This window comes from Alteromonas macleodii, from assembly GCF_903772925.1.
In the GTDB taxonomy this organism is placed as follows: domain Bacteria; phylum Pseudomonadota; class Gammaproteobacteria; order Enterobacterales; family Alteromonadaceae; genus Alteromonas; species Alteromonas macleodii_A.
The window spans coordinates 1708157-1733450 of sequence record NZ_LR812090.1 but is presented as its reverse complement, the minus strand read 5'-3'; the positions used below and the strand labels follow the sequence as shown (position 1 = coordinate 1733450).

20 protein-coding genes are annotated in these 25294 nt (G+C 38.1%); 9 read left to right on the top strand and 11 right to left on the bottom strand.

The window, feature by feature from the left end; all coding sequences use genetic code 11:
• The first annotated feature begins 66 nt into the window (after positions 1 to 66).
• The gene (locus PCAR9_RS07585) at positions 67 to 870 is read left to right on the top strand and encodes a hypothetical protein (protein WP_179983074.1); all 804 of its coding nucleotides are present in this window, start codon (positions 67 to 69) and stop codon (positions 868 to 870) included.
• Positions 871 to 1321: 451 nt separating this feature from the next.
• Complete coding sequence (locus PCAR9_RS07580; protein ID WP_179983073.1) at positions 1322 to 2818, top strand: hypothetical protein; 1497 nt, start codon at positions 1322 to 1324, stop codon at positions 2816 to 2818.
• Between the two features lie 15 nt (positions 2819 to 2833).
• On the opposite strand, the gene PCAR9_RS07575 is transcribed toward PCAR9_RS07580, so the two are convergent.
• Both PCAR9_RS07575 and PCAR9_RS07570 read right to left on the bottom strand, forming a co-directional pair.
• A complete protein-coding gene (locus PCAR9_RS07575; protein ID WP_179983072.1) occupies positions 2834 to 3742 on the bottom strand; it encodes a glycosyltransferase family 2 protein in 909 nt (302 codons plus the stop codon).
• Positions 3743 to 3750: 8 nt separating this feature from the next.
• Positions 3751 to 4137, bottom strand: coding sequence for a GtrA family protein (locus PCAR9_RS07570; RefSeq protein WP_179983071.1), 387 nt, complete (start codon positions 4135 to 4137; stop codon positions 3751 to 3753).
• Between the two features lie 459 nt (positions 4138 to 4596).
• Here PCAR9_RS07570 and PCAR9_RS07565 point away from each other — a divergent pair, with 459 nt between their 5' ends.
• On the top strand, positions 4597 to 5448 hold the full coding sequence (locus PCAR9_RS07565; RefSeq protein WP_179983070.1) for a glycosyltransferase family 2 protein: 852 nt from the start codon (positions 4597 to 4599) through the stop codon (positions 5446 to 5448).
• 75 nt (positions 5449 to 5523) lie between these two features.
• On the opposite strand, the gene PCAR9_RS07560 is transcribed toward PCAR9_RS07565, so the two are convergent.
• Entirely contained in the window at positions 5524 to 6621 is a 1098-nt protein-coding gene (locus tag PCAR9_RS07560; protein WP_179983069.1) for a glycosyltransferase, read from the bottom strand.
• A 330-nt stretch (positions 6622 to 6951) separates the two neighbouring features.
• Between PCAR9_RS07560 and PCAR9_RS07555 the strand changes: the two genes are divergently transcribed.
• From PCAR9_RS07555 to PCAR9_RS07545, 3 genes are all read left to right on the top strand, one after another.
• Entirely contained in the window at positions 6952 to 9423 is a 2472-nt protein-coding gene (locus tag PCAR9_RS07555) for a right-handed parallel beta-helix repeat-containing protein (protein ID WP_179983068.1), read from the top strand.
• 210 nt (positions 9424 to 9633) lie between these two features.
• Positions 9634 to 10335 (top strand): hypothetical protein, encoded by a 702-nt coding sequence (locus PCAR9_RS07550; RefSeq protein ID WP_179983067.1) that lies wholly within the window; start codon positions 9634 to 9636, stop codon positions 10333 to 10335.
• A gap of 305 nt (positions 10336 to 10640) precedes the next feature.
• Positions 10641 to 11555: a glycosyltransferase gene (locus PCAR9_RS07545; RefSeq protein WP_179983066.1), complete on the top strand. Its 915-nt coding sequence runs from the start codon at positions 10641 to 10643 to the stop codon at positions 11553 to 11555.
• Positions 11556 to 11725: 170 nt separating this feature from the next.
• Here PCAR9_RS07545 and PCAR9_RS07540 read toward each other — a convergent pair whose 3' ends face one another.
• Complete coding sequence (locus tag PCAR9_RS07540; RefSeq protein WP_179983065.1) at positions 11726 to 12481, bottom strand: sulfotransferase family protein; 756 nt, start codon at positions 12479 to 12481, stop codon at positions 11726 to 11728.
• Between the two features lie 483 nt (positions 12482 to 12964).
• Between PCAR9_RS07540 and PCAR9_RS07535 the strand changes: the two genes are divergently transcribed.
• On the top strand, positions 12965 to 13933 hold the full coding sequence (locus tag PCAR9_RS07535) for a sulfotransferase domain-containing protein (protein ID WP_232091147.1): 969 nt from the start codon (positions 12965 to 12967) through the stop codon (positions 13931 to 13933).
• 310 nt (positions 13934 to 14243) lie between these two features.
• Here PCAR9_RS07535 and PCAR9_RS07530 read toward each other — a convergent pair whose 3' ends face one another.
• From PCAR9_RS07530 to PCAR9_RS07500, 7 genes are read right to left on the bottom strand one after another with little or no spacing between them, the layout of a single operon-like run.
• The gene (locus PCAR9_RS07530) at positions 14244 to 15710 is read right to left on the bottom strand and encodes an oligosaccharide flippase family protein (protein ID WP_179983064.1); all 1467 of its coding nucleotides are present in this window, start codon (positions 15708 to 15710) and stop codon (positions 14244 to 14246) included.
• Between the two features lie 46 nt (positions 15711 to 15756).
• Entirely contained in the window at positions 15757 to 16686 is a 930-nt protein-coding gene (locus tag PCAR9_RS07525) for a glycosyltransferase family 2 protein (protein WP_232091146.1), read from the bottom strand.
• A 19-nt stretch (positions 16687 to 16705) separates the two neighbouring features.
• Positions 16706 to 17689 carry a glycosyltransferase family protein gene (locus PCAR9_RS07520; protein WP_179983062.1) on the bottom strand — a complete coding sequence of 328 codons (984 nt, stop codon included), beginning with the start codon at positions 17687 to 17689 and terminating at the stop codon, positions 16706 to 16708.
• 52 nt (positions 17690 to 17741) lie between these two features.
• Positions 17742 to 18602, bottom strand: a complete 861-nt coding sequence (locus PCAR9_RS07515; RefSeq protein WP_179983061.1) for a glycosyltransferase family 2 protein — start codon at positions 18600 to 18602, stop codon at positions 17742 to 17744.
• Between the two features lie 43 nt (positions 18603 to 18645).
• Complete coding sequence (locus PCAR9_RS07510) at positions 18646 to 19743, bottom strand: glycosyltransferase family 4 protein (RefSeq protein WP_179983060.1); 1098 nt, start codon at positions 19741 to 19743, stop codon at positions 18646 to 18648.
• Positions 19744 to 19747: 4 nt separating this feature from the next.
• Positions 19748 to 21070: an O-antigen ligase family protein gene (locus tag PCAR9_RS07505; RefSeq protein WP_179983059.1), complete on the bottom strand. Its 1323-nt coding sequence runs from the start codon at positions 21068 to 21070 to the stop codon at positions 19748 to 19750.
• A 2-nt stretch (positions 21071 to 21072) separates the two neighbouring features.
• Positions 21073 to 22212 carry a glycosyltransferase gene (locus PCAR9_RS07500; protein ID WP_179983058.1) on the bottom strand — a complete coding sequence of 380 codons (1140 nt, stop codon included), beginning with the start codon at positions 22210 to 22212 and terminating at the stop codon, positions 21073 to 21075.
• Positions 22213 to 22566: 354 nt separating this feature from the next.
• On the opposite strand from PCAR9_RS07500, the gene PCAR9_RS07495 reads away from it, so the two are divergent.
• Together PCAR9_RS07495 and PCAR9_RS07490 are read left to right on the top strand one after the other, a co-directional pair.
• Positions 22567 to 23238, top strand: a complete 672-nt coding sequence (locus tag PCAR9_RS07495) for a transglutaminase-like cysteine peptidase (RefSeq protein ID WP_179985176.1) — start codon at positions 22567 to 22569, stop codon at positions 23236 to 23238.
• Complete coding sequence (locus PCAR9_RS07490; RefSeq protein WP_179983057.1) at positions 23238 to 25175, top strand: bifunctional diguanylate cyclase/phosphodiesterase; 1938 nt, start codon at positions 23238 to 23240, stop codon at positions 25173 to 25175. Before PCAR9_RS07495 ends, PCAR9_RS07490 begins: the two co-directional genes overlap by 1 nt.
• The last annotated feature ends 119 nt before the right edge of the window (positions 25176 to 25294 follow it).

The window sequence follows — 25294 nt, the reverse complement described above, 5'->3', positions numbered from 1 at the left end:
ATTTCACTGAAAAGGTATAGCTGTAATTCCCCTTTTTATTTCTCCCCCAAGCAAAAAGGAAGTGTTATGTTCATTAAGGTCGCAGCAGTACTTTTATTTCTCATATCAACCTACGCTAATTCAGCTTTCATGCAGTTCAACTTTACAGGTCAGGTATCGAGTGTCGAAAACTATATCGATACCTATTTTGACGAATCTGCTTTAATTAACACCCCTATCAGAGGCTCATTTAGGCTAGATCTTTCTAAAGAAGTAAACGGTAGGCTTGAAACTCGGTGGTATTGGTGGGGACAAGTTGAATATGGCACACCAGTTCTAACCTCATCAATAACTCTAGGTAGCACAACTTTTAGTTTAAATAACCAAGGTATTTATAACGCTGAAGGTGATGAAAACTTACCAGAAGAAACCATCCATATGTATGACGGACCTGACTACGATGATGCGCCAATAGGTGATGGAGAGTATTTTAGTGATTACGCAAGAGATGTAGAAATCGAAACTAATGGAGAAAGTAACACTGCATACAATTTGAGCATTTACTTTATTGATTTAGTTAACGACTTCCTTCAGTTTAGTGAAGATACTAACCTTTTTGATAAACAACCCGATTTTTCTCAGCCATTTTTGTGGGAAGATTTCGATTTTTCTAATAATGACCAGCAAGGTTCAGGTTCTTTTTATGTTGCGCGGCACTTCTATTCAACAGACGGTGTTTACGAACACTTAGTTGATTCAGAGGTAACGTTCAATTTGAGTTCAGTTAGTGCTATTAAAGTTAGCTCAACAAGTTCGCTAGTTTCCTTCATATTTTTATTCATTAGTTTTGCTGTAATGCGTAATGCTATTTCACGTATGGAAGTCCACTGACGATGTCGTAAGCTTTTGAAAATTAAAGGATAGCATCACCCTCTACTGAGTTGAATCACTGTAGCGCGAATCTGGCAGACTGATTGATAGTGATGCTAAGCGCCATGTTTTTCTCAATTTACATGATGACTTCATGGCCAAAGCTTAGGAAGAATTTTTCTATGCGCTAAGGCTTGCCTGAAATAAAAGGGGTGGTTTTCACGAGTGACAGACATTACCGCTACCCTATATAGCTAATAATGGGAAAAATTAGTGGAAAAAGGACGAACGCTTAAACTAAAGCGGCTTCGTTCATCAAGCGGCAGCGCCAATTTAAAATTTCTTAGGTGTAAAAACGCTATCATATAGCCATTAATATTGGCATTATAGTGATGTCGAGCATAATGATATTCACTCGATGAATTTCTGTCTTTTACAGATATAATCTGTTGATTAACTTAAAGGGATTTAGATGTCTTCATCAGCAGCTCTTGTTGTATTTTTAGTCGTTTCTATAGTACTTTTATATTTCGTTAGTAAATTCTCCTCCCTAAACTTTAGGGAGATAGAAACACCTCGCAATCATGTTCGGGAAGATGAAAAAGTCTCTATTGCAGCTCTTACCCTTCTCTTTGTATCCATTTTTGCTTCAATTTATCTAAGCACTTACAACTTTACCAGTTTCGGTGTTGACTACGATTCAATGTCTGTGCAATTGAACTTCCTCATAAAAAATGAAATAAAATTTCAAATGTGGAACGGAAGGTTTTTTCCTTTATCTCACGTAGACAACGCCATTTTACTTAAGGTTTTTAACAGTTTTACTGCCTTGAAGTTTTATTTAATCGTTCATTTTATTAGTTTGTTAGCGATAGCCTACTTTGCATTTGATTTCATCCCCAAGAACAGAAGGCTAGTATTCCTAAGCTTAGTTGCAATTGCGCCTCCCGTAGTTAACATTTATTCTTCGGCGATTTATTCTGAAAGAAATATTCTTTTGCTTCTATGTGCAAGTGTTCTTTTTCTTCGGTTGGGAATGCGGGGAGTGTTGAGTAAAAAGTTAGCTTTACACCTCTCCCTGTCATCATTTTTGATATCGCTTTACTTTAAAGAAACTACAATACTTTACGTTGGTTCGTTTTTGGGGTTGTTTTTTATTTTAATAAACGTCAAAGCTTTAAAAGCCCTCAACTATTCAGTGTTTATCGATTATTTGAAAAGCCCATTAAGCTATATTGAGACAATATTTCTTATACCGTGCTTGCTTTGGCTTCTCTCGTTCTTTCTTCTTGGCGGAGAGTTAAACCCTGAATATGTAGCTAAAAGGGATAATAGCCTTACAGAGTATGTTGGTAAAAACTACTTAGAACTGACTGTGATTTCTGCCATCTTAGTATTTATGACTCTACGTGCTCAATTCGACCTCTACACCGTTTTAATACTGTCATGTGTTCCTGTAGCTCTTTACTGTCTTTTAGTTAGCCAGTCAATGGGGGCGTATAACATCTTCACTTATTATAACTACCTTATTTATCTTGTTTTCGCCTTATATATTATTTCAACAGGAAAAAGTAAATTTTTAACCTTAGTTCCCATAGTATTTGTAGTGTTTACTGCGATAACTATTACTGGCTTTGTTGAGTTTACAAGAAAAGTTAATATGCGAAATAAGGTTGTAAGTGATGCAGTGGAAATCATTAAAAATGAGACCTTGAGCATTGACCTCGGAGAACCATGGAAGGAGCGTAATCTAGCAAGATTTATTTTATACAAAGCAAACCAAGGCCATATTAATCACTTAACTGGCCATGACTTATTTTGTAAAGACGCTAATTTATATGATGAAAACACGACATGTACTACTGGTGAGCTGCCACCTGGCTGTAAAACGCTTATTAATGCTAAAATATCAAGCGACCAACCAGAAACACTTGAGATCATCGTAGCTGGTCATGAAGGTTGCAACTAGTCTGCTGTTGTGCGTTTAACTTCTTAAAATGTATCGAGGTCGCTTTTTAGTTTCTACGTAGATGCGACCTATATACTCTCCAAGCACCCCTATCCCTATAAGTTGAACTCCACCAAGAAAGAGAACTGACACCATTAAAGACGGATAGCCTGGAACATCATTTCCCCATATAAGTTTTTCAACAATCATCATCAGCCCATATGCAAACGCCAACGAAGAAATAGCGAAGCCAATATAGGTCCACATCCGAAGAGGTACTGTTGAGAAGCCTGTGATCCCCTCTAATGCCAGATTCCATAACTTCCAACCATTAAACTTTGTTGTACCAGCTGCACGTTCATCGCGGGTATATTCTACAATCGCAGTTTTGCCGCCACACCAAGACAAAATAGCTTTCATAAAGAGGTTACGCTCTTCAAGTTGAATAATACTTTGTACTATCTTTTTATCTAGGAGCCTAAAATCGCCAACGTTTTCTTCTATTTTAGTGTTGCTTATTTTGTTGTGGAAAGAGTAAAACCATTGAGCTGTCTTACGTTTGAGGTAAGTATCTGAATCTCGATTGGCGCGTTTAGCGAGCACCATTTCGTAACCTTGTCGCCACTTTGCAATCAATTCGTGAACAACTGCGATAGGATCTTGTAAGTCCACATCAATAGGAATAACTGCGTCACCATCGCTATGCTCTAAACCTGCGAATAGCGCCGGCTCTTTTCCGAAGTTTTTAATAAACGAAAGCGCTTTAACACTTTGGTCATTTGATGCTAGCTGAGTGATAATTTCCAGTGTTTTATCTGAACTACCATCATCTATAAAAACGATCTGTACGTGGTACTGACTCAATTCTGCTTTCACTCTATCATAAAAAATGTTTATGACTTCTTCTTCATTAAATACAGGAACAACTAGCGATATTTTTTCCATGGCTTTGCCTAGACCTCTTTAAAAACAACGTATTTTGAAAACAAAAAACCAACTACTAAACTTGTTCCAGAAAACAGTACTAGCGTAACTAACTCGTGCAATTGCCAGAAGTCTGCTAAAAAACCTAATGAGTAAGCCAAGGCCCCCATAAACGTTGTGAAAGTAATGTAGCGCCCGAGAGAAACGTTGGTCTTGAAAGTGAATTTGCCATTCGCAAAGAACGAAAATGTAACCGCAATAATAAAAGCAATTAAATTTGATCGAGCTTGACCATAACCAAAGTAGGTTAATGCGAAAAATGATAACCAATGAATTGCAGTGTTGATAACACCCACTGAGAGAAATCTTGAAAAAAGCGAGAAGGTTGAAAAGCGTTTTGTTTTGAACAAAGCCATTCCCTAGCATTAGATATAAAAAAACAAAAATCTATTGATAAAAACACTGCACTCTATTCTTGAAGCAGTGCCTAAAAATGAGATAACTAAAACTATCCTCAGTATACATTCTGTCTCTCTTAATTCTATACATTTCTAATGTTCAGACACGGTTAAACACAAAGGAATACATTTTCAAAATTGTTATTTACATAACAATTACAGTGGATACTTTCTAGTAACATATAGTAAAAGTGCTATTACAACTGGAGCACTGGGTAACAAGCGTTTGCCTGAAATCGGTGTTAAAAGGCTAGTAGTATGTATTCGAGTAACTGTAACCCTTTATTGTTACCATGCTAACGCTTCGTATGAAATATGGTAAGATTTTACATCTTGGTGAGCTTTTTGCTTTGAACTAAGCTGTAAGGCTCACAAAGCGTTTTTTAGTTACCTCTTCAAAAACATCATGGAATTAAGATGCAAAAAACAGTTTCCGTTGTAATTACAACACACAATCGCCCTGATTATTTAAAAGAGTCACTCGCTGCAGTACTAAAACAAACTGTTATGCCAAAAGAAGTGTTCGTTATTGATGATGGCTCGTCAGTAAGTTATGAAGAAGTATTATCTCTTTTTCCAAGTGAACAATTTACTTACGTTAATGTTCCAGTTGCATCAGGTGCTAACGCGGCACGTAATTTAGGTATATCCAAGTCGACATCAGATATTATTGCGTTCTTAGATGACGATGATGTATGGGACAATGATTATCTAGAACAGCACATCGCAGAGCATCAACGCGCTGACGCTGTGACCTGTGGCTATCGATTTCTTGAAACGCCCGATAAAATTCACATTAACGAAACTGAAGTTATCACCACCGATGTTATCAAGAAAGGTAATAAATTCTGCGGAATGAGTGGCGTTACGTGCAAGGCTACATTAGCTAAAAAGCTAATGTTTGATGAAGAACTAAAGAACAGCCAAGATTGGGACTTCTTTGTTCGCATCACGTTAGAAGATGCTGTTTTCAGAAACATACCTAAAGATATCTATTTCTATCGCAGAGGTCACGTCAGTATTTCTACCGAAGTAGCTAATATGCCACTAGAAAAAGTCTTCCCAAGGCTTAAGGCATTTAAAAAACATAAGTCGCTATTAGGCAAAGAAGCTTATAACGACCGTGTTGCTAATCAAATTCTTAGTCAAATTGGCAAGAAGAATAATAAGCTAGGCTGGATTAGTTTATCTGTTAGAGAAGCGGGTTTGGTAGCCACAGCAAAAGTTATATTAGGGAAAGACAGGCTTCGTAGGAAATTCGGCAAGTAGCGCCTACATCACTTCACCTGTAGTGTGCGCCGTTAGCAAAATTAACAGCGCACTCGCTATATCAGAACAAATACACTATAAACTCTTTATCACGTCCGCATAGCGCTCGGCCACACTCTTCCAACTAAAGTCTGCTGCTTGCTCTAACGGCGCATTTGCCCAGTTGGTTGATAATGTAGTGGCTATGGCAGCAGCGTATTCTTCAGTGTTTTCAACATCACAGACTACTCCGGCTTTACCTATCAATGTTCTGCGCATGGCATCATCGGTAGCTATAACAGGTAACCCGCTAGCCATTGCTTCTAGATATACTCGCCCAAAAGGCTCGTCTTCAGATGGCAATGTAAATGCATCAACTGAACGATAAACATTAGGAATATCAGCGAAGTCGACTTTAACGATTTTAAAACGTTTTACACCTAACTTTTGTGTACAAAGGTCATTAAAGTACTGTACATCCGGGCCGTCACCACAGATAAGTAACGATACATCGGTTAACTGGCTTACTGCCTCAATCGCTAAATGTATACGCTTGTGATTTTGCCTATTTAACGCACCAACAGTTAATAACACTTTGCCCTGTAAACCATGCTCATATTGTTCGCCCTGCGGGCTAAATTTAGCTAAGTTTACACCGTTAGGGATAATCTCGACCCGTTGTTCAGGTGCTATAGAATGAACATACTCTTTGGTCTCTTGGTTAAAAACAACCAAGCAGTCGGGCTTAAATTTCAAGTTGCGGCGTAATACTTTACCGTTCGATACCATCCCTGCCCTTTCGGTATAAAGAATGGGAGTCTTAAATAGCTTTCTAATTACTGCAGCTACTGCCAAGCCCCCATAATCGTTATTAGGGTAAATGACATCACATCGCTTAAACATTAAATATGGCGTGTATGTTAGGAAGCTAGTTAGCGACTCGATAAGCAATGATGGATTAGAAACAAAGCGAGTAAGTAACCAATCAATAGTTTTATTACGCTGGGCTTTTTTCACTTTCCCTCTGGGAATACAGGGGATAACTACACTGTGTTCACTACATTTAGATGAGCTTAAAAGCTTTACGTCAAAAAATGTGGCAAGGTGTTCCGCCATTTCATACGCACTGAGCTGAGATCCGCCGCTTGATGAAAACCCTGCTTCAGGGTGAATAACGGCTACTTTTTTTTTCATAAAATTTCCATTTTAGTGCATAGAAGCAATTGCTTTGTCCGGTAACCTTGTTAAGTATACCAAATTGTCTTTAAAGATTATTCTTGAAATAGGTGAGTTAGTAACAAGCTATTATTAATAGTCCATTTTCAAATATTTAGATTAAGCAATTTAGATTCCGTTTTTTCTAAAACTTCAAAGAACTACAATAAGGCGGGCTGTTTTACCAGCAGAAGCAAACTAAAATTGTAAAGATCCTAGCCACCGCCTTGCTACGTACCAACGTTAGCACTACCCTTTCAATACAGCCCTAGTTTTCCTTTTATGTTTTTCAATCTATAGGGATATACCATGCACTCTGCTAACTCAAAGCCATCTATTTTTCGCTTCGCTTTTATTGGTTTACTGTCGTTTCTAATGCTTTCTTGTGCCACAGTGAACAAGAATGATAAAGATTATACAAAAGGCGGCCAACCCGGTGATATTTTGTATAACTATCTTAATGCGCATATTAATGACAACAATACCGTAAACTCATTACTAGCTGATTACAAAGGCCCAAAAAACCTATCAACCGTTGTTGAAAAGTACGACGACGAAATAGCCCAACTGTATAAGCAAAAAGTGTTATCACGTAAGCCACCACTTAGTGAAGAAGCAAAGAAAACGCTGTTCGCCAATTTAACCTCTAACCAAGCCTCTGCGCTATTTGCTTTGTACCCAATCGATACAGCAAAATGGATGAAAACAATTTCAACGTACTCGGGCTTAAGTAAGAACGATATTTATGAGTCAGCAATAACAGCAGGGCTAGACCCGTCAATAGTTTTTGCAGCTTCGGCTTCTGGGTTTGAAGATACTGCTACCCCGCTCATTAACTCAATAGGGTTAGTTATTTACGGCCAGGATGAAGAAAGTACTGCCGCCGTTAAATTTAGAGCCGAAGGTGATACCTATTGGCGTGAAGGGCTAGATTTATCTTGGGAGCCCATTTACGGGTCGTTCGCCGGAAGTATAGTGTACCTAGAAGCAGACACTACGTACCATATTGAAGTGACGATTACGGATGCTTATGGCGATATCGTTGAACATTCCTTTCAAACAACTACAAAGCCTAACACGCCCCCTATCGACCCAAACAAAATTTATTACCTTTCAGAAATTTATTCTGGCGGCCAACTGGACTTAGAAGCGCTAAATATAGAAGGTAGCGCCGATGGCTATGCAAAAATTATAGGCGACGGCCCCGTTATTGAAGCTGGCAACGATGCACTTGCGGCTGTGAATATTGGTAACAACTCTTATGTTATGTTAGAAAACCTTACCGTTAAAGGCGGACAGCGTTACGGCATATTTGCAAAAAAGGCACATCATATATGGATAAAAGGCTGCAACGTATCGGAGTATGGCAGAGAAGCAGTGGATATTAGAAATGGTGTAGCCTTTTCAAGTACGACTAATAATTCACCTATCAATTATGATTCCGGTATTTACCTAGAGCGAAGTGGTATTGCTGTGATTGAAGAGTGTGAAGTCCATAGCCCTAACTTAGGTGCGAATAGCTGGGCAGTTGGTCACCCTAAAGGTGCAAATGCGCTTCAAGTTTGGGCATACCACGACAGTGATGCCTACAGGGGCGAATTCATTGTTCGAAATAACCGCTTTTACGGCGCGCCAGACCACAGATTCAACGATGTTATTGAGGGCAGAAAAAATTTTGAAAGGCGGGGTGGCTTCGTTAAGAACTCGGCAATCTATGGCAACTACCTAGCCTATGCAAATGACGACTTGATAGAAATAGATGGCGGCCAACAAAATGTGTTGGTGTACGACAACGAAATGGAGCAAGGCTATGCTGGTATTAGCATAGCGCCAAATACGTTAGGCCCTAGCTATATTTTTCACAACTACATCCACAATTTAGGTGACGAAACAGGTAAAGAGTGGACTGCAATAAAAGCTGGAGGACTAATTTCTAAACCAGCTGGCAGAACCTATGTTTTCGAAAATGTTATTGACGTAGAGCGTAATGGCATTGCAGCATCAAAAGTAAATAATGACACGACATTTTGGGTTACCACCCAGAACAATATTATATGGACTAAGAATACGGGCTATTCAGTTGGCTACTGTATTTTTGATAAAGAAAAATATGTAGGCAGTACAAGCACTAACGACCTTTGTTTTAATGAGAACTCAGGTGACGCAAGATACGAATTTAATTTAGATAACGTTGTTGAACACCCCTACTCTGATGATTTTTCATACATAGAGTCATTGCAAAGCACGTCTGAACCTACTCTATATGTACCCGAAGAATTTAAAATACCTAACTTTTCGACGGAAGTAGCGTTACAAGCCGTTGTAGTGCAGCCGCCAACAGTGTGGGAATTTAAAGCGAGAGAGATTGAATACTCGGGTTTCCCTAAACAGTATCGCTACGGCACTACAACAATTACTGACGACAATACAGTCATTTTAACCGGTAACAACTGGCAGATGTTTCCTATTAGCTACGTACTAACCGAAGACTCTGTATTGGAATTGGAGCTTGAAGTAGAAGGTAACCCAGAGGTAGTTGGTATTGGCTTTGAGACAGATACTAAGTTAAATAGCTCTAGAGTGGTTAAATTTTACGGCAAACAGGCTTGGGGGATTAGGGGCGAAGACTCCTTTGCACCCAAATCTAGCGCTATAACTTTTCCTATTGGGCAATATGTGAAAGGTAGAGTGAACTATTTGATACTAGTACTAGACAATGATGATATTGAGAGCTGGCGTAATAGAGACAAAGCAGTGTTTAGAAAATTAGTTATCAAATAATCGCGATTAATGTTTTGTAGGTAGCTTCATCGTAATATACCTTCGGATATACTCTCGATGACAGCTGTGTCAACATTTTAAACACTTGATAACTTCTTTATAGTTCCACAACTCTTAAGCCATTGTAATTAAAGCTCTTTAACCAGGTGGCACTACAATTGCTTTAAAAATATAGACGTATAAAAATTTACTAATAATTTTGGAGTTATCGTGTTTAAAAAGTTAATTAAAGCGACTTTAGCAGTAGCGGCACTATCTTCTGCTTTATCTGCGAATGCAGAAATAATCTTGGCATCTGATTTTACAGGTACATCAGGTGACCCTTCAAACATTTCTTGGACAGAAAACAGCGTTGAAGTGACAAACACACTTGATCCTCAAACAACTAGTTTTTCTTCTTTAGATCTATTCGACAACTACGACAATTTGTTTGCCGTAGATTACAACATCCACAATGAAGGAACTTGGTTTGTTGACGTTCTACTTACAGCAAGCTTCCTGGTAAGTAGTATCGATCTAGAGTCTCTAACTCTTGATGCTTCAATTTTTAGTAACAATGGACAATTTCAAATAAATCAACGCGACTTTAGCCTTTCACTAGATATTTTTGAAGGCGTAAGTTCACTATTTTCAAGCACCGTAGACGTATTCGAAGGTGATAATAACAACGCTGGTTTCGTACCAACGAAATCAATCGCATTTGATTTAAGCAATGTCACTCTGTCTGGCGGAAGCGACTATGTACTTCGTTTTACAGCATTCGGTGATGGCGGTGGTAACAACGCTGGTTTTGACAACTTAGTACTTAACGGTACAGCGAATGGCTCTTCCCTAGTGAATGTACCAGCACCAGGTAGCATGGCTATATTAATGACTTCTTTAGTTATCCTCTGCTTCCGCAAAACGAAGTAATGTTCTACTAAGCGTTCCTAAAAGGCTCTTATTGTATAAGAGCCTTTTTTATTTCTGCTTTAGTAAATAAAAAAATTAGCATATCATTCTCCACTTAAATATACGTGAAACTTTTTGCATTAAACTTATTATTCCCTGCCTAGAATTAGACAAAACGCCTTCAAGCTTTCGTGTTATTTTTTTGTGCTCATGATGATCTTTTTTACTAGACTACTGAAAATGGGCTATTAATTGCATACCCATTATCTCTATGTGATAAATAAGAACTTAACAGTTTGGTTCAGGTTTAAAATTAAAGGAAAATAATGGAATCTACTTCTCCACTTATCTCTGTAATTATTCCCGCTTTCAACGCGGAGTTATACATTAAAGAAGCTCTAGAAAGCGTTTGCAGCCAGACTTATGTGAATTTAGAAATAATTATAATCGACGACGGTTCTTCTGATAGAACTAGAGAAATAATAGAGAAATTTCAAGACGCCAGAATTAGGCTAATATCTAGGGAAAATCGAGGGTTGATAGCAACTCTAAACGAAGGGATAGAGATTAGTCGTGGCGATTACATTGCAAGAATGGATGCAGATGATATTTGCCTGAGTACAAGACTTGAAACGCAAGTAGAGTATCTACGGAAACATAATAATATTGGATTACTATTTACTGGTATTGAATATATCGATGAAAATGGAAGAAAACTTAGGGAAAAAGTTTCCACTAAATCGCGAAAGCTTGAACCGGTAGAGTTACTCTTTGGCTGTCCAGTTTGCCATCCTACTGTAATGTTTGATATGACAAAATTAAAAAAGAGTGATATTCAATATGATAAAGCTTACTGCCTCGCAGAAGATTTCGAACTATGGACCAGATTAGTTAGCATTACAGAAATTGGTATTATAAACAGAGTGTTGTTTAAATACAGAATTCATCCAAATAGCATCACATCTAAAAACAATGAAAAACAACGTATAGTCGCAACCAGAGCAGTCAAAGAAAATATGATTATGAGTCACCAATTTTCAGATAATCAACATTTTTTTACAATTTACAATAATCATCTAGGTGACGAGTCGAAATTTCAGACATTGCATTCTTTAGCATTCGTGGCATTGAATTTAAAGAAGCTTAACAAGAAGTTCAATTATAGAAAATACTTTTCTAAATCTTACTATTTGTTTAGAGACAAAATAAGAAAAAAAAATAAAAAATTAATAAGAGGCTAGTTTAATCGCTCCATTCAGAACTCCACGTTATTTGTGATAAGTAACTAGATTGCGACGCATGCCTAAAATTGTGCATAAACCAGCCGGCCAGCTCGTCTAGATTGGCTTAATAAAATAGTTACGGACTAAAAGTCCGCTAACTATTAGCAATTAGACAGAGAATGTTAAAATTATAAGCTTCGCTTTTTTATTAATTCAATTATATCTAAATATTGTTCAGTCATTTTATGAGCCAACTTTTCGGGAATTTCGACCTCGCTATTTTCGGCAGTCCTGACGATTTTACCCATTTTGATGTTATTTGAAGTATCACCCGACTTTTCTTTTCCCGTTTTGTTAAATGAAGAATACTCGTTTGACAAAGGAGACTTTAAATTTAGCGCTTTAGACAGTTTCGTAAGCGTCGTTTCTGTATTATCGACAATATCATCCGAATTTAAATAGATAAATTTATCTAGTTTTTTTGCAAACCCTGCAAGCGAGTTGAGCCGCTCAGAATAATATTCACAAGCCCAATCAACGTCACTATACTTTAGGTTATTACGTTTTCTTCCCATTGTTACAATGCTCTTCACAGTAGCCACTGGCTGCCTAACTAGTATGATAGCATTGCAACTAACCTTATCTATATCTGAACATCTTCTAAAGTCATAGCTTTTATGAAGGATTTTGTCGTATAAAATGTTAGAGGAGTCGAACTTCAATCCATCCTGGTGTAACGCGATTTTTTGGTCTATTAGCGAAAAAGCACGTTTGTATTTAATACTTAGCTCACTATAGCCTATTATTTCTTCGTTTGAACCTAGTATATGCGAAAGCAATGATGATCTGCTTCTCATATGGCTGAGCATAAATAGCCTCCTAGGCTTAATCCAGGTAAGCTGGGGGTTTTTTAATAAGTAACCAAATCGCTGACTATGATTCATTAACTAACATTCCTTTTTTTCATTGCTGTACCGAACACAGTTGTTTAATTTAAAGTTCATTTGGGTGGGTATACTTGTCACACCAACTTATTAAATAAGTAACCTAACCTATTTTAAGTAACAGCGTATGTTTCCTACTCTTCACCTAAATTGATAAGATGTATTACTTTACTTAACGATAGACTTTTTGACTAGCCTTCTCAATTGGGCATAATTTTAAGGCCAGAAATTTTCGGTCAAAGAGTGGTAAGATACTATGGCTGTAAAATTTTTTAATTACGCTTACGATAACCGATAAAAATTGAAGTTTATACAATACCTAAGTATTTAAGCGCTGACATTTTAAATTGCATTCAAATTTTTTATAGTTCTGGACGTAAGTATGCTGAAGCGAATAATATGGCCTATAAGTTCGTGGGAAGCTAGAAGAGTTTGTAAGAGAATCTATCTAGTCAAATCAGTCGGTTCATATGGTATGGAATAGTGAAACCTTATCTCAAAAAATTTAGCAATCAATTAATCGAATTTAGAAATTCTATTAAAGTAAAGAAAGCGTGCAAACGTGGGGATTTCTCAAATGTAATTTGGCTTATTGGCGATGGTAGAAGTGGAACTACATGGGTTGCTACATTGATAAACGCCGATAACTCATATAGAGAAATGTTCGAGCCCTTTCATCCTAACAAAGTAAATGAGGCACGTTTTTTTGAAGAAAACATGTACATCCCAAATGAAACTCAAAACCATGAGTTAAAACAGTTGATGTCTTCAATTTTTAGTGGCTCGCTGACCAACTTATGGATAGACAAAACACCTTTATCTAACCAATATGAAGGCTTAATAGTAAAAGATGTATTTGCAAATTTACACGCAAAGTGGTCAACAACACAGTTTCCAAATGTTAAGCCTGTATTACTTGTACGAAACCCTTTATCAGTTGCAGCATCTAAATACGTCACCAGACGCTGGAACTGGCCAAGCTCTCCTGAGCATTTTCTTAACGACAAAGCTTTAATGACTACTCATTTATATGGACTAGACAAAATAATTGAGGAGGTTGCGGCGAGAAATGATTACATAGAAAAACAAATCTTAAATTGGTGCGTTATCCATAGAGTAATTTCCAAGCAGTTTTCTCTAAACGAAATTCATATCATTTGCTACGAGCAAGTATTGAAAAGTCCTCAAGACGAAATTCAAAAGGTACTAGAGTATAGCGGTAAAAAAAGAAACGCTGAGCTAACGACTTCCAAACTGTTCGGCTCTTCAATAGTTTCATTCAAAGGTAGCTCTGTTGTGGAAAACAAAGACCCATTGACGATATGGAAAGAAAGCATTACTGAAAAGCAGGTTTCGCTGGCAAAAAATCTGTTAAAGCAGTTTCAATTAGACGGATGGTACGAAGATCTACATTTGCCTAATATGAACAACATATTTTCGAGCTTCGAGTAGACGACAACTCAGATAACAACTAATCCATTAATTATCAAACTATACTGAGAATCAACTAACTGCCCTTTAAAAATAGTATTCTTTTCTCGCGTTTCTAATGAAAGTGTTGCCTTGAGTAACATACATTCAATTAGAGGACAAGAACACTATATAGAACGCTCTAATGTGGGTTTTAGTAACTGATAAATTGGGAAGCGATTAAAAAACTTCATAGTATTACTAGTTGTGAAATCAACCGTACCAACAATATTAACGGTTCAAGGCTTTTAAATAACCGTACTGCGCCACAGATCATAAGAGGCTTCATATACTATTGTGAATCAGCCAGTTTTTTTGTTTTAAACATAGCTATTAACTCCGCAGCACAAATCTTTGCACTTTTGTAGAAAGCGGCGAAGTATACTATTGGATAGATTAATACCCCTGCAAGAATTAGCAATGTAATCAATAGGATATCGTTTGAGAACCATGTAGTGAAGTAGGGTTTTAAAGCTACTAGAATTAAATACATCGCCATCGATGAAGCGAAGGGCGGTATCAGCTCATGAAACAAACGTTTATAATTTATAGGTACATGTTTGTTTACTATCATTAACCTTATAGGTAACGAAACAAATCCTGCTATTACCGTGCTTATAAGCATTATTTTGACTCCAAACCAAATAGTTGCTCCCGCAACTACTATGCTAGAAAACAAATTTAGCAGCGTAAGGTTGAACGCATCTTTCGTCTTCCCGTTTGCAATAAGAAGGTTTGGTAAGAACCATGCGATGACTGCAGGAAACATACTGAACGAGGTTATAACCATATATTCGGCACTAGGAGAAAATTTTTCTCCGAATGCGATTGTAACAAAAGGATCTGCGATTGCGGCTAGGCCCATGAAAATAGGCAATACCAGTAACGCCGTTAACGCTACCATTTTTATATATAGGTCTCCAAGCTTGTCTTTTTCCGTTACTCTTGAAAAACTCGGCACCACCATAGAATTAATAGAACTCATAGTAACCTGATTGATTATTAGCGAGCCTTTCTGCGCGGCAGCCAAAAGGGCAAAGCTAGCGGGCCCTAGTACAAAACCAGTAAACATGTTGCTGGCTTTCCGGTGAAGAAAGTTCATTATTGTCATTCCGAAAAGGGGCAGGCAAAAGCTGATCAACTCCTTATTGTCACTTTTGTTAAAGTGAAAATAAGGTTTGAATTTAGCTACATAAAGCAGAAGAAAATATTGGACTATTGCGTTAACCAATTTTCCGATAATTAGCGCCCAAAGCCCATAACCATTTTCGGCCAATACTATAATCGTCACAGCAGAGATTAGGGTTGCACAGAACTTTGCTACGCCCATTTGTTTGTTTTTAAATTCGCGAAGTAGTTTACCACTTACCACAACCTGTAAGCTTGTGACTAGGGTAATTGGGGCGAGGCTGGCAACAACCCAAGCAGCTAATTCTGAGTAAGAGTAATAAGCAATAGGCGCCCCTATACCCAGAATTCCTAATACAACTATCATTCCCATACCAGCAACGAACGTCATTGTGCTGGCAGCGTATCTGTCTTCCCACTTGTCTCTTTGAACTAGATTCTGATTAACCCCCGCATTTACAAGCGTATTGGCGAATTCAATGAACAGAAAACAGAAACCAGCCAAACCGAATTCTTCTAAAGTTAGAACTCGTGCCAGATAGGCATATACAAGAAAATCAACGACGTTGATCCCTGTTCTTGTTAAAGACGTCCAAATGCTACCTTTTGTAGCTTTTTTCTTAAGCGACATTTATTTCTCAATAATTTAACTGGAAGGGGGTTTACGAAACTATTAATTAAGTTCTATTTGCTTCTTTTCCTAATTGAAGCTGGAGGAACTCGCTCATGCTGGTGAGAAAGATTAAAAAAAGTAGCCAAGTAAGACTTACCTTACGTTTGAAAGGAAAACTAGCATTCATAAAAGTCTTCTTTGTTCGCCCTAAAAACATTTTAACTAAACCAACACAAAACCGCAGTTTACGTCCTATGCTAGCCTTTGAAAGTTCTGCGTCCCAAGTCCCTCCTACTACACGCTTTCGTTTGATTAACAACTCTTTTTTATTGCGCGATGGGTGAAAAACTTCGGCTTTTTCTGAATATACAATTTCGCCACCGGAGCTCACTACTCGCTGACTAAACTCAACGTCCCCGCCAGATTTTAACTTTTCGTTAAACCCGCCGTGTGTTTCAAGTAATTGCTTTGTACAAAACAAATTTGCAGTTATGCACTTGCCGTTTTTTGCGTTCTGATCTTGTTTCATAGAAAACATGTTTTCAAAGTCTAGAGCACATTGTTCAGTATTTTTTGCGCTATCTGAGAAAAACGATACTTTTCCTGCGACCACAGTCCTTCCACTTTGCGCTTTCCAACAATCAAGTAGGCTATGAAGCCAATTTTCAGACACTAGACAATCGGAATCTGTAAATGCCACGAATTCACCTTTAGCTAATTTCAACCCTTCATTTCGGGCTGCATAAGATCCGGGGGTGAGGCATTGAATAAGGCGAAACGCTTTATCATCTAATTCAGAAACTAATTTTTGAAGAAATTCGTAGGTACCGTCAGATGAACCATTATCAATAATAATCACCTCATATTCATCTTTAGGAAAAGCCATGGCACTTAGCTTTTCTATACAAAGGCCCACTCTATCAATATCGTTATAAACTGGTATTAAAACGCTTACTTGTGGGGGATATAGGGAAGCACTGTTATCTGAATTCATTCTATTTTCGTCCAATACTCTAGGCATTATTTATAACCGTATTCCAAGCTTCGACTACTCGGTTTTCACCGTAACAAGCTAACACCTCTTTGCGAACTTCTCTTTTAGATACAAAAATAGTTTGCAGCAAATCCTTTGAAATTTTCCCAATATCTACTAGATGAACAAATGAATGCTGCTCACTTTTGACTCTTCCAAACTGACTTGCATTCACTAGGACGTTACACCCTTCACCAATAGCATGATAAAAAGACCCTGAACTTATCATAGTGTTATCCGAATGAGGTAATAGGACAAACTTTGATGACTTCAACATTTCATTCAACTCATCACTTGAAAGAAAGCGATTATCCCAATCAACGTTTAGGCCTCGTTCTTTAATTATCTTTTCTAACTTCCGAGTGTAAGATAAATCAGAGCACTTCCCCGCTATTTTCAAGGAAAGTGACGAAGGCCAGTCGAGAAGAACTTTATCCAAATTTTTATAAGGCTTTATCCCACCAAAAAACAACACATCTATCGTATTTTCTTGCTCTGTTTCTTCATCGTCCTCAATAAGTTCATTGTCAGATTTATACAACGGATGAATAAGAGACGGAGAAGAAAAGTAACTCTCTAATGATATTGGAGGAATGTTTAGCAATGAATATAACTTGCATAAAAAATCGAAGCGCTTAGTGCTTCCTCTGCTATTATGGGGCCGAAAGTTATGCTTTATCCAAATCACTTTTTTCGCACATACTTTTGAAAAGATGACTAATAAAACCATTTTAAAAAAATACTGAACAGTAGTTTTATATGACCTGCCATATACTCTATCTTCAACCCAGTTCAAAATCACAATGGCTTTCTTAGGGTGGGATAATAAATATCTAATAAAAGTTAAATCTGTAGGCTGAACATCGTAACCTAACTTATGGAGTGCTTTTTTATTTAAGTCTAGAAACTCATTTTGACTTCTTGGTGGATACATAAAAGCTTTTTGCATACTTTCCTGCTTCATTACGCTAATCCCAACTTAGTTATTTCCTTCGCTTTTATTCCAACTAAATACACTATATCGCCATAGGTTTTTTCAATACTTTTCTGCGCAAAGCTCTAAAGAAAAAATTTACCGTAGCTTTGAAACCGACAAGCTTTATTGATAAAGAAATCCACCTTTTTTTATCTTCTTTGTGTTTTAACGAAAAGAGTACTTGCTCACTTACACGCTTTTTAAACCAGTAATCGCCTAAAAAATCCTTATGCTTGTATGCAGAAGCTAACCTAGGGTAAATATCTTTAGGAGCTAATTTACGCACTTTGGCTCCAATTCCATCTTCATTTTGAAAGCGGTATAAAAACAGTGCCTCTGGAATGTTTCTAAAATCTATTCCTTTTGTGAATAACCTCACAAACATATCCCAATCTTGTCCGTTGGGCAGAGCTTCATCGAACCGCAGCTTTTCTAAAACTTTCCTGCAGCAGCTAAACCCAGACATTCCACAATATGTGTTTCCACGTAACAATGATGTTTTCGTTACTTCTACATCACTGTTAATAACAACAACATTTTCTTTTCCCAGTTGCTTAAATCCAGCAACTACCGCATCGGCTCCGCTTTGGTATTTAGCCAAAATTTCATTCAAATACTCTGGTAGCCAAATGTCATCGTCATCTAAAAAAGCTATAATTTCGCCAGAACATTCTTCGATACCGATATTTCTAGCTCTGTTAGCGCCACTTCTCTCTTTCAAGAGAATGTGTTTCGCATTTACTTTTTTAATAACATCTAAAACTGATTCGTATGAAATATCAGAGCAGTCATTGACGATAATGACTTCTTTTGGTTTATATGTTTGCGCTGCTATACCTTCTAACGCTTCCTTTAAGAAAGCCGGCCGATTACACGTAGTGATTACAACTGAAATATCCAAATAGATTCCCTTCTAACTGCAATGAATAAAATTTTAACTCACGTTATGATACCAAATTTTTAGCATGACCGAACGTTGTTGTAGCTATACTTTCCCAGTCATACTTATTTAAAAATTCCTCTCTATCAAGACTTAGGTTTAGGCTCGATAAGGTAGATAATTTTACAGAAAGCTCTTCAACGTTCCCCACTTGAAAATAGCTATCGGCAGGTGCTTCTATATCAATATTGGGTGAAATATCGCTCAATAACACTTTACTACCAGCACTTATCGCCTCTAACGCTACAATGGGAAGACCTTCATGGTACGATGGTAAAACAAACACTGAAGCATGCTGATATAATGCTTTCAATTCGTCTCCTGAACGCCTGCCGGCAAATATAATGTTTGCACTTGCCGAACGTTTTAAACTTTTCGAATAGTCATCTTCATGATCTGCATCACCAACAATTACTAATTTTGGTGAAACGTTAGATTGTTTATAAGCTTCTACTAGGTCGTGAAAACCCTTTTCGGGAACTAGCCTACCAACAGTTAAAATATAACTATCCGCGCTGATACCTAAATCTTTTGGTAGATAGTCGGGCGTTATCTTTCCTGTAAGTGTAGGCAACATACCATTGGGAACAAAGCTAATTTTATCTGAATGTTTGGGGAAGCTATATTTAAGCTGTTCACTCAAGCTTCGCCCCACTACCAACACTCTATTTCCGTAGGTGATCCCCATCTTCTCGCCAAACTTTAGTACCTTTTTAGCGAATGGACTCCACTTTTGCCTGTCGTAGTCTGCCCCATGATGAGTAACCATTACCTTCATACCAAGTACTCGAGCTAACGGCGTAAATAGTGCCGGTCCTATAGCATGCAAATGCACAATATCTGGTTTTACAAAAAGTCTGGCATAAATAATCGCGATAAAGGTATGCAAAAAGGTTTCTAGCAATTTGTGCCTTAGTGCCCAAACACTAATAACTTCCACACCTTCATATTCGTATCGCTTCTGACTTACATACGGCGAGCGCGCCAGAACCGTAACTTCTGCACCTTGCCTTATCATTTTAGGATAAAGCTGTTGGCAATGAGACTCTATCCCTCCCATAACATCTGGAATACCGCGTAGACCTATTGCGCAAATCTTCATAAAACTAATCCGTTGTAGTTAATAGTGCTAACTGGTTTCTAAAACTATACCGCGCTTTTGCTGGGGCAGTATTACCTAAAGAAACGCCTATCAAAATTGCGAAGAATATTAGTCCTTCTATATTCCATAGCGGCATTGTTGCTAAATTCATTGTTAAAAAGCCAATTAAAGATAGTGGTAAGATTTTTGACAAGCGTTTGTCTTTTACACCAGCGGTAATAATCAAAGAATACGAGCATAGGAAAAGAAACGAGAACAGCCCTATGTATCCGTATTCATAAAAGTAAGAAACATATGTGTTATGTGCGTAATGCTTAAAGACACCATTCCACGCCTCTGGTCCATAACCAATCAATTGTTGAAGCAAGTCTGAATTTGTCAAAGCATCTATATATTGACTCCACAAATATACTCTTGAAGACATAATGTCTTTTTCAGCTTCAGTAAAATAAGCAGGTGCTTTAAATATTAGGTCTAAGTTCGATGCTAACGTCCCAACGTCGGCAAACCTTTCCCTCATCGTAAAAGAAAGTGCAACGAAAACAAAAATCAGAAACATAGAAACCACTGTTAAAACAGGGGCTTTTTGAGATGGCTTTAAACGCTGTTCTACTAACGAGTAATAGAATATTGCAGCGATGGGTAAAATTGTTAACACTGCAGTTCTGTAATTAACGAGTATAAGTAGAAAAACTGCTATCGTAAAAAGTGTAGTTCGAAACCTAATAGCATGTCTTTCTGTTAACCCAAGTACAAAGATGAAGCTAACTATTATCATAGAGAAAGCTGCTTCGTGGTTGTACCCGCCAATATAGCTAGCCGAGCCGTCATTCTCTGTAGCTTTCACTTCCCCAAGCACTATAGACAGCACTTGCATTGCTACAGGCATAAAAAAGCACACTAATAACTTTTTGAAAGTAACGCTGTGACCTTGAGCCCTTACAGATAAAAATATAGCCCCAGTTAACACCAAGAAATAACACCATTTAACTAAGACGTTTATAGTGCCTGGAATCAACATGTTGACAAAGCCACTTATTGCAATGGCAAGAAACAGAAAGTAGAAAGGAAGTAGTTTACGTAAGGTAAATACTGCAAACGGTAAAAAGAAAAGCCCAAGCCCTGCAACCGATATACTTGAAAGCGCATTAATTGAAAAACCCGCTACCAAAGAAGGGTACGTAATAGTATGAAACGCCGACAAAAAGAATCGCAGCCATATAGCGCAAATAGCAAACGCTAGATATTTATTGCAGTTCCCAGTTATGGTGCGATACACCATAATAAAACTTATTAGGCCAACAACTACTTTTAACCCTTCAAACATGTTTATTTGCAAACCTTTTCAATAATGGCTATTACTTTTTCTTGAAAGGCATTGTAAGAAAATTGCTTTGCACAGCTTTTGCTCTTAGCAGCGTAAGATACCCGAACGGTTTCATCACTGAATGAGCCTAACGCACTTGCAACACCTTCAGCGTTATTTAACTCACACAGAATACCGTTTTTTTCCTCACTAGCGCCAGTTACTCTGTAAGGATATTGTTCGGCAATAATTTCCGCAGGGCCCGACTCACAGTTTGTTGCTATTACTGCTTTTCCTAAACACATAGCTTCAACAATGGCGTTAGGAAACCCTTCAGCATTCGATGTACTTACAAAGTATTCGGCATTACTTAAATAAGGGTATGGGTTTGCTTTAAAGCCAAGAAACTGAACCTTGTTATCAATTCCTAGCTCTTTAGCTTGCGCTTTAAGGTTTGCTTCTTCATCGCCTACGCCCAAAATTACCAAGCTTTCTGCTATGTTTGCCTTGGCGTAGGCGTTAATTAGTAAAGAGAAGTTTTTATTCTTAACTAAGCGCCCTACCCCAATAATGTAAGGCTTAGTCGGTAGGTCCGACACACTTTCTGAAGCCTGAATCTGAAGCTGGTCTATATCGTAAGGGTTGTACAACACCGATACCTTGTCTCTTGATACTGAATAGTTATCGATAAGGTCAGCTCTTACACCTTCAGATACAGCTACAACACTGTCGGCTTTATTGTAAAGCAGACGAACTAATAAACGGCTTACACTATCCTTTAAGCCGCCAGAGAGATGACTTGTTGTATTAACCCGCTCGCTAATTATAGCTTTAAACTTTAAGCGCTTGGCTAACGTAGCGTTCAAGAAGTTACTTCGCGTTAAAAAGCTAAAGCAATATTCTGGGTTTAGTTCTGCTAGAACGGGCTTAAGCTGTTTATAACCTGAAACTAAACTGCCTTGGGAATTAAGCACTATTTTATTAACGTACTCGGGGCAAACTTGAGATTCTGGCAAGTCGTCTAGCAGAATTAGATGTACAGGAATGTTTTTAGCAACGAAATAAGATTGCATTATGGTTAACAATTTAACCATTACTCGTTCAGCGCCACCGCCTTCAAGTGAATTAATGATAAACACCGCTGGACGCGCTGAGTACTCCATGAAAGTTCCTTTTCGTTGTAAATTTACTACAAAGCTTGGTAATGATACCAGAAGGTGTGCAAGTTCATAACCCACACCCTGTACTTATATGTTCAAAACTCTATTCGAAGATAGGTTAAACATAAAATGTGCCAAAAAGATCAATAACAAACAAAAAAACTTCTTGGCTTCCAAAATGCCTTTCAAGTTCTTAATAAGTTTGCCATCATTGTCTTATTGGTTGGCAAGCTATGCTATAGCATGGTAGTGAAAGATTTTTTACACTTGCCTTAATCTATTGCATAAAGTACCCACGGTTTGCACCAAAAGAAACGTTTTTGTTTTCCTTTTCTTACCCAATCAGCTTTGCGCAGCATGCTAACCGCTGTTCGCTCGGCTGTTGTTGTAGGTCTTACTTTACTTGCGGTTACATCGCCAATCGCCCAACAAAAAACCGTTTTCACACCGCAAGTTTATGCACGCATTAACTCAGTTTATGGCAGCGAAGCAAAAGAAGACGTTGCTAAATGGCGACAATTGGTTGATGAGTTACAGAGCGAAGATCTAGACGAAAAGCTTTATCAGATAAACCGCTTTTTTAACCGTTTCGATTTTGTAGACGACCTTGTTCATTGGCAGCAAAAAGATTATTGGGCAACGCCAATTGAGTTTATTTCTACCGGTGCTGGCGACTGTGAAGACTACACTATTGCCAAATACTTCTCTTTAATTGAACTTGGCGTCCCTGAACAACAGTTGCGATTAATGTATGTAACCGCCTTAGAATTACGCCAACCCCACATGGTTTTGGCGTATTATGAAACCCCAACCTCTATTCCACTTGTTTTGGATAATATAAATAGGCGTATATTGCCTGCTAATAAAAGAAGAGATTTGTCACCCATTTATAGCTTTAATGGTAACGGCTTGTGGGCCGCAAAAGCTATGGGAACGGGCCGTAAGCTAAGGGGAAGTGGCCCGATGAAGATGTGGGACGATATGGTAGAGCGGCTAGACCGCGTTATGTACGGAGATAAAGAAGAATAATGAGACTATCTACCCAATTAAGTACAAGCTTACTCGTTTTTTTGATACTGGTTTTTGCTGGTTCTTTCATAATAAACGTTAAGCTAACCAGAGAGTATGTAAACGAGCAGCTTGCCACCCACGCGCAAGATACTGCGACCTCGTTGGGGCTATCTATCACCCCATATTTAAGTGAAGACAACGGTATTGCGGTAGCCGAAACCATGGTCAATGCTATTTTCGATAGAGGGTTTTACCAATATATAACCATTACCGATATGGAAGGGAATTTACTAATTGAAAGGCGCAACCCTAATACCATTGATTCAGTGCCAGACTGGTTTACTAACATTGTGGAAGTTACACCACCGGTAGAGAAAACTGAATTGAATAATGGTTGGACGATGGCGGGTGAGCTTGCGGTTCAAAGTCACCCAGGGCTTGCAAATGAAACCCTGTGGGAAAGCGTTAAACAAAGCGCGTTTATGTTTTTTGCAGCCTTCGTTTTTGCCTATATTGCCCTGCTCTTTATCATTACTGCCATCACAAAACCCCTTCGTATTGTGGTAAACAAAATTGAAGATATTCAAAATCAAAAGTTTTCCCACATTAACTACAAACCTTTTACGAAAGAACTTTCTTTTATAACTCAGGCGGTAAACAGGCTTTCATCTTCTGTTGAAGTAATGTTTAAAGAATTAACCCAAAAGGCCGAGCAGTTTAGAATTCAAGCTTTTGAAGACAGTCTTACCGGTGTGCAAAATAGAAACGCTTTCACCCGCCATATGAACGCGCTACTAAGTAAAACTGCCACCTCGGATGAAGGCTATGTAATTTTAATACGTCTTGCACAACTAAACGCTATTAACATGACATTAGGCGCACAAGATGGTGATAAGTATGTTACTGATGTGGCCAAAGAGCTTAAAAACTTCTCATCTAGTATTCAAGAAACATCATTTTTGTTTAGGATATCGGGCGCTGATTTTGTGTTAGTTACCGAGGCTATGACAAAGCAAGAATGTGAAGCGCACCTGCAGGTACTTAATACCACTTTGTCTCACTACAACCCGCTTAAAGATGGCAGTAAGGCAGTGTGGATAGGTGCAGCGCAATTCAATGACCAGCAATCTTTTTCTGAAATTATGGAAAACGCTGATAGCGCGCTTATGGCAGCCACAAAGCAACCCAATGGCTGGCAATTTGCGTCTGAGCTTTCTCACATTCACAGCAATACGGCGTGGAAAGAGCGTTTGAACCAAATATTACACCAGCAGTATGCCGATATACTTATTCAGCCTGTAATGAACGTTGACCAAAACACGCCCGCTTATTTCGAGGCGTTTGCCCGATTTAAAGACAAAGATACTGGCAACCCTATACCAATGTCTCAATTAATTCCGGCGTCAGAGCGCTTGAACTTAATTCCTGAGGTAGATAAGTTGGTGGTAAGTCTAGTGCTTAATAAGCTAGCAAAAGATAAACGCAATGTTGCCATTAACATTGCGAACGCGTCGCTAGCCAATGCTTCGTTTAGACAGTGGCTATTAGGTTTACTGAACCAAAATGAAGCGCTGTGCACCTATTTGATCTTTGAATTAGAAGATTCTGCACTAATACACCATAAGAACGATGCAGTATCGTTTTGCAAGTTGCTGGTTAATTTAGGCTGCAAGATTACCATTGAACATTTTGGAGACAATCTTGCATCGTTAGTCGGGTTGAGGGCTATTCAGCCTCATTTTGTAAAAATTTCCGGCAAACTTACGAAAGATATTCACTCAGACAAAGACAGTCAGCTGTTTGTAAGTAGTTTATTGAGTATCGCTCGTGGGTTAAGTATTAACATTATTGCTGAACTTGTTGAGAATGAAGCGGAATGTGTCGCTTTATCAAAGTTAGATGTTTCATATCAACAAGGGTTTTATTTCGCGAAACCTTCGCTGTGGCAGTATTAATACACGCGTAAAATGAGCATAAGTGAATAAGATGTACAACAAAAGCGAGATCTTGTACGTTCACTTGTTGTACAATATGGCTATATGGTGTTAGCAAGAAGCTAACCCGACGTTTTTAA

What these genes read in the sequence shown, in the direction of transcription:
- PCAR9_RS07585 (WP_179983074.1), top strand. Translation starts at nt 67, where the DNA reads ATGTTCATTAAGGTCGCAGCAGTACTTTTATTTCTCATATCAACCTAC.
- PCAR9_RS07580 (WP_179983073.1), top strand. Translation starts at nt 1,322, where the DNA reads ATGTCTTCATCAGCAGCTCTTGTTGTATTTTTAGTCGTTTCTATAGTA.
- PCAR9_RS07575 (WP_179983072.1), bottom strand. Translation starts at nt 3,742, where the DNA reads ATGGAAAAAATATCGCTAGTTGTTCCTGTATTTAATGAAGAAGAAGTC.
- PCAR9_RS07570 (WP_179983071.1), bottom strand. Translation starts at nt 4,137, where the DNA reads ATGGCTTTGTTCAAAACAAAACGCTTTTCAACCTTCTCGCTTTTTTCA.
- PCAR9_RS07565 (WP_179983070.1), top strand. Translation starts at nt 4,597, where the DNA reads ATGCAAAAAACAGTTTCCGTTGTAATTACAACACACAATCGCCCTGAT.
- PCAR9_RS07560 (WP_179983069.1), bottom strand. Translation starts at nt 6,621, where the DNA reads ATGAAAAAAAAAGTAGCCGTTATTCACCCTGAAGCAGGGTTTTCATCA.
- PCAR9_RS07555 (WP_179983068.1), top strand. Translation starts at nt 6,952, where the DNA reads ATGCACTCTGCTAACTCAAAGCCATCTATTTTTCGCTTCGCTTTTATT.
- PCAR9_RS07545 (WP_179983066.1), top strand. Translation starts at nt 10,641, where the DNA reads ATGGAATCTACTTCTCCACTTATCTCTGTAATTATTCCCGCTTTCAAC.
- PCAR9_RS07540 (WP_179983065.1), bottom strand. Translation starts at nt 12,481, where the DNA reads ATGAATCATAGTCAGCGATTTGGTTACTTATTAAAAAACCCCCAGCTT.
- PCAR9_RS07530 (WP_179983064.1), bottom strand. Translation starts at nt 15,710, where the DNA reads ATGTCGCTTAAGAAAAAAGCTACAAAAGGTAGCATTTGGACGTCTTTA.
- PCAR9_RS07525 (WP_232091146.1), bottom strand. Translation starts at nt 16,686, where the DNA reads ATGAATTCAGATAACAGTGCTTCCCTATATCCCCCACAAGTAAGCGTT.
- PCAR9_RS07520 (WP_179983062.1), bottom strand. Translation starts at nt 17,689, where the DNA reads ATGAAGCAGGAAAGTATGCAAAAAGCTTTTATGTATCCACCAAGAAGT.
- PCAR9_RS07510 (WP_179983060.1), bottom strand. Translation starts at nt 19,743, where the DNA reads ATGAAGATTTGCGCAATAGGTCTACGCGGTATTCCAGATGTTATGGGA.
- PCAR9_RS07505 (WP_179983059.1), bottom strand. Translation starts at nt 21,070, where the DNA reads ATGTTTGAAGGGTTAAAAGTAGTTGTTGGCCTAATAAGTTTTATTATG.
- PCAR9_RS07500 (WP_179983058.1), bottom strand. Translation starts at nt 22,212, where the DNA reads ATGGAGTACTCAGCGCGTCCAGCGGTGTTTATCATTAATTCACTTGAA.
- PCAR9_RS07495 (WP_179985176.1), top strand. Translation starts at nt 22,567, where the DNA reads ATGCTAACCGCTGTTCGCTCGGCTGTTGTTGTAGGTCTTACTTTACTT.
- PCAR9_RS07490 (WP_179983057.1), top strand. Translation starts at nt 23,238, where the DNA reads ATGAGACTATCTACCCAATTAAGTACAAGCTTACTCGTTTTTTTGATA.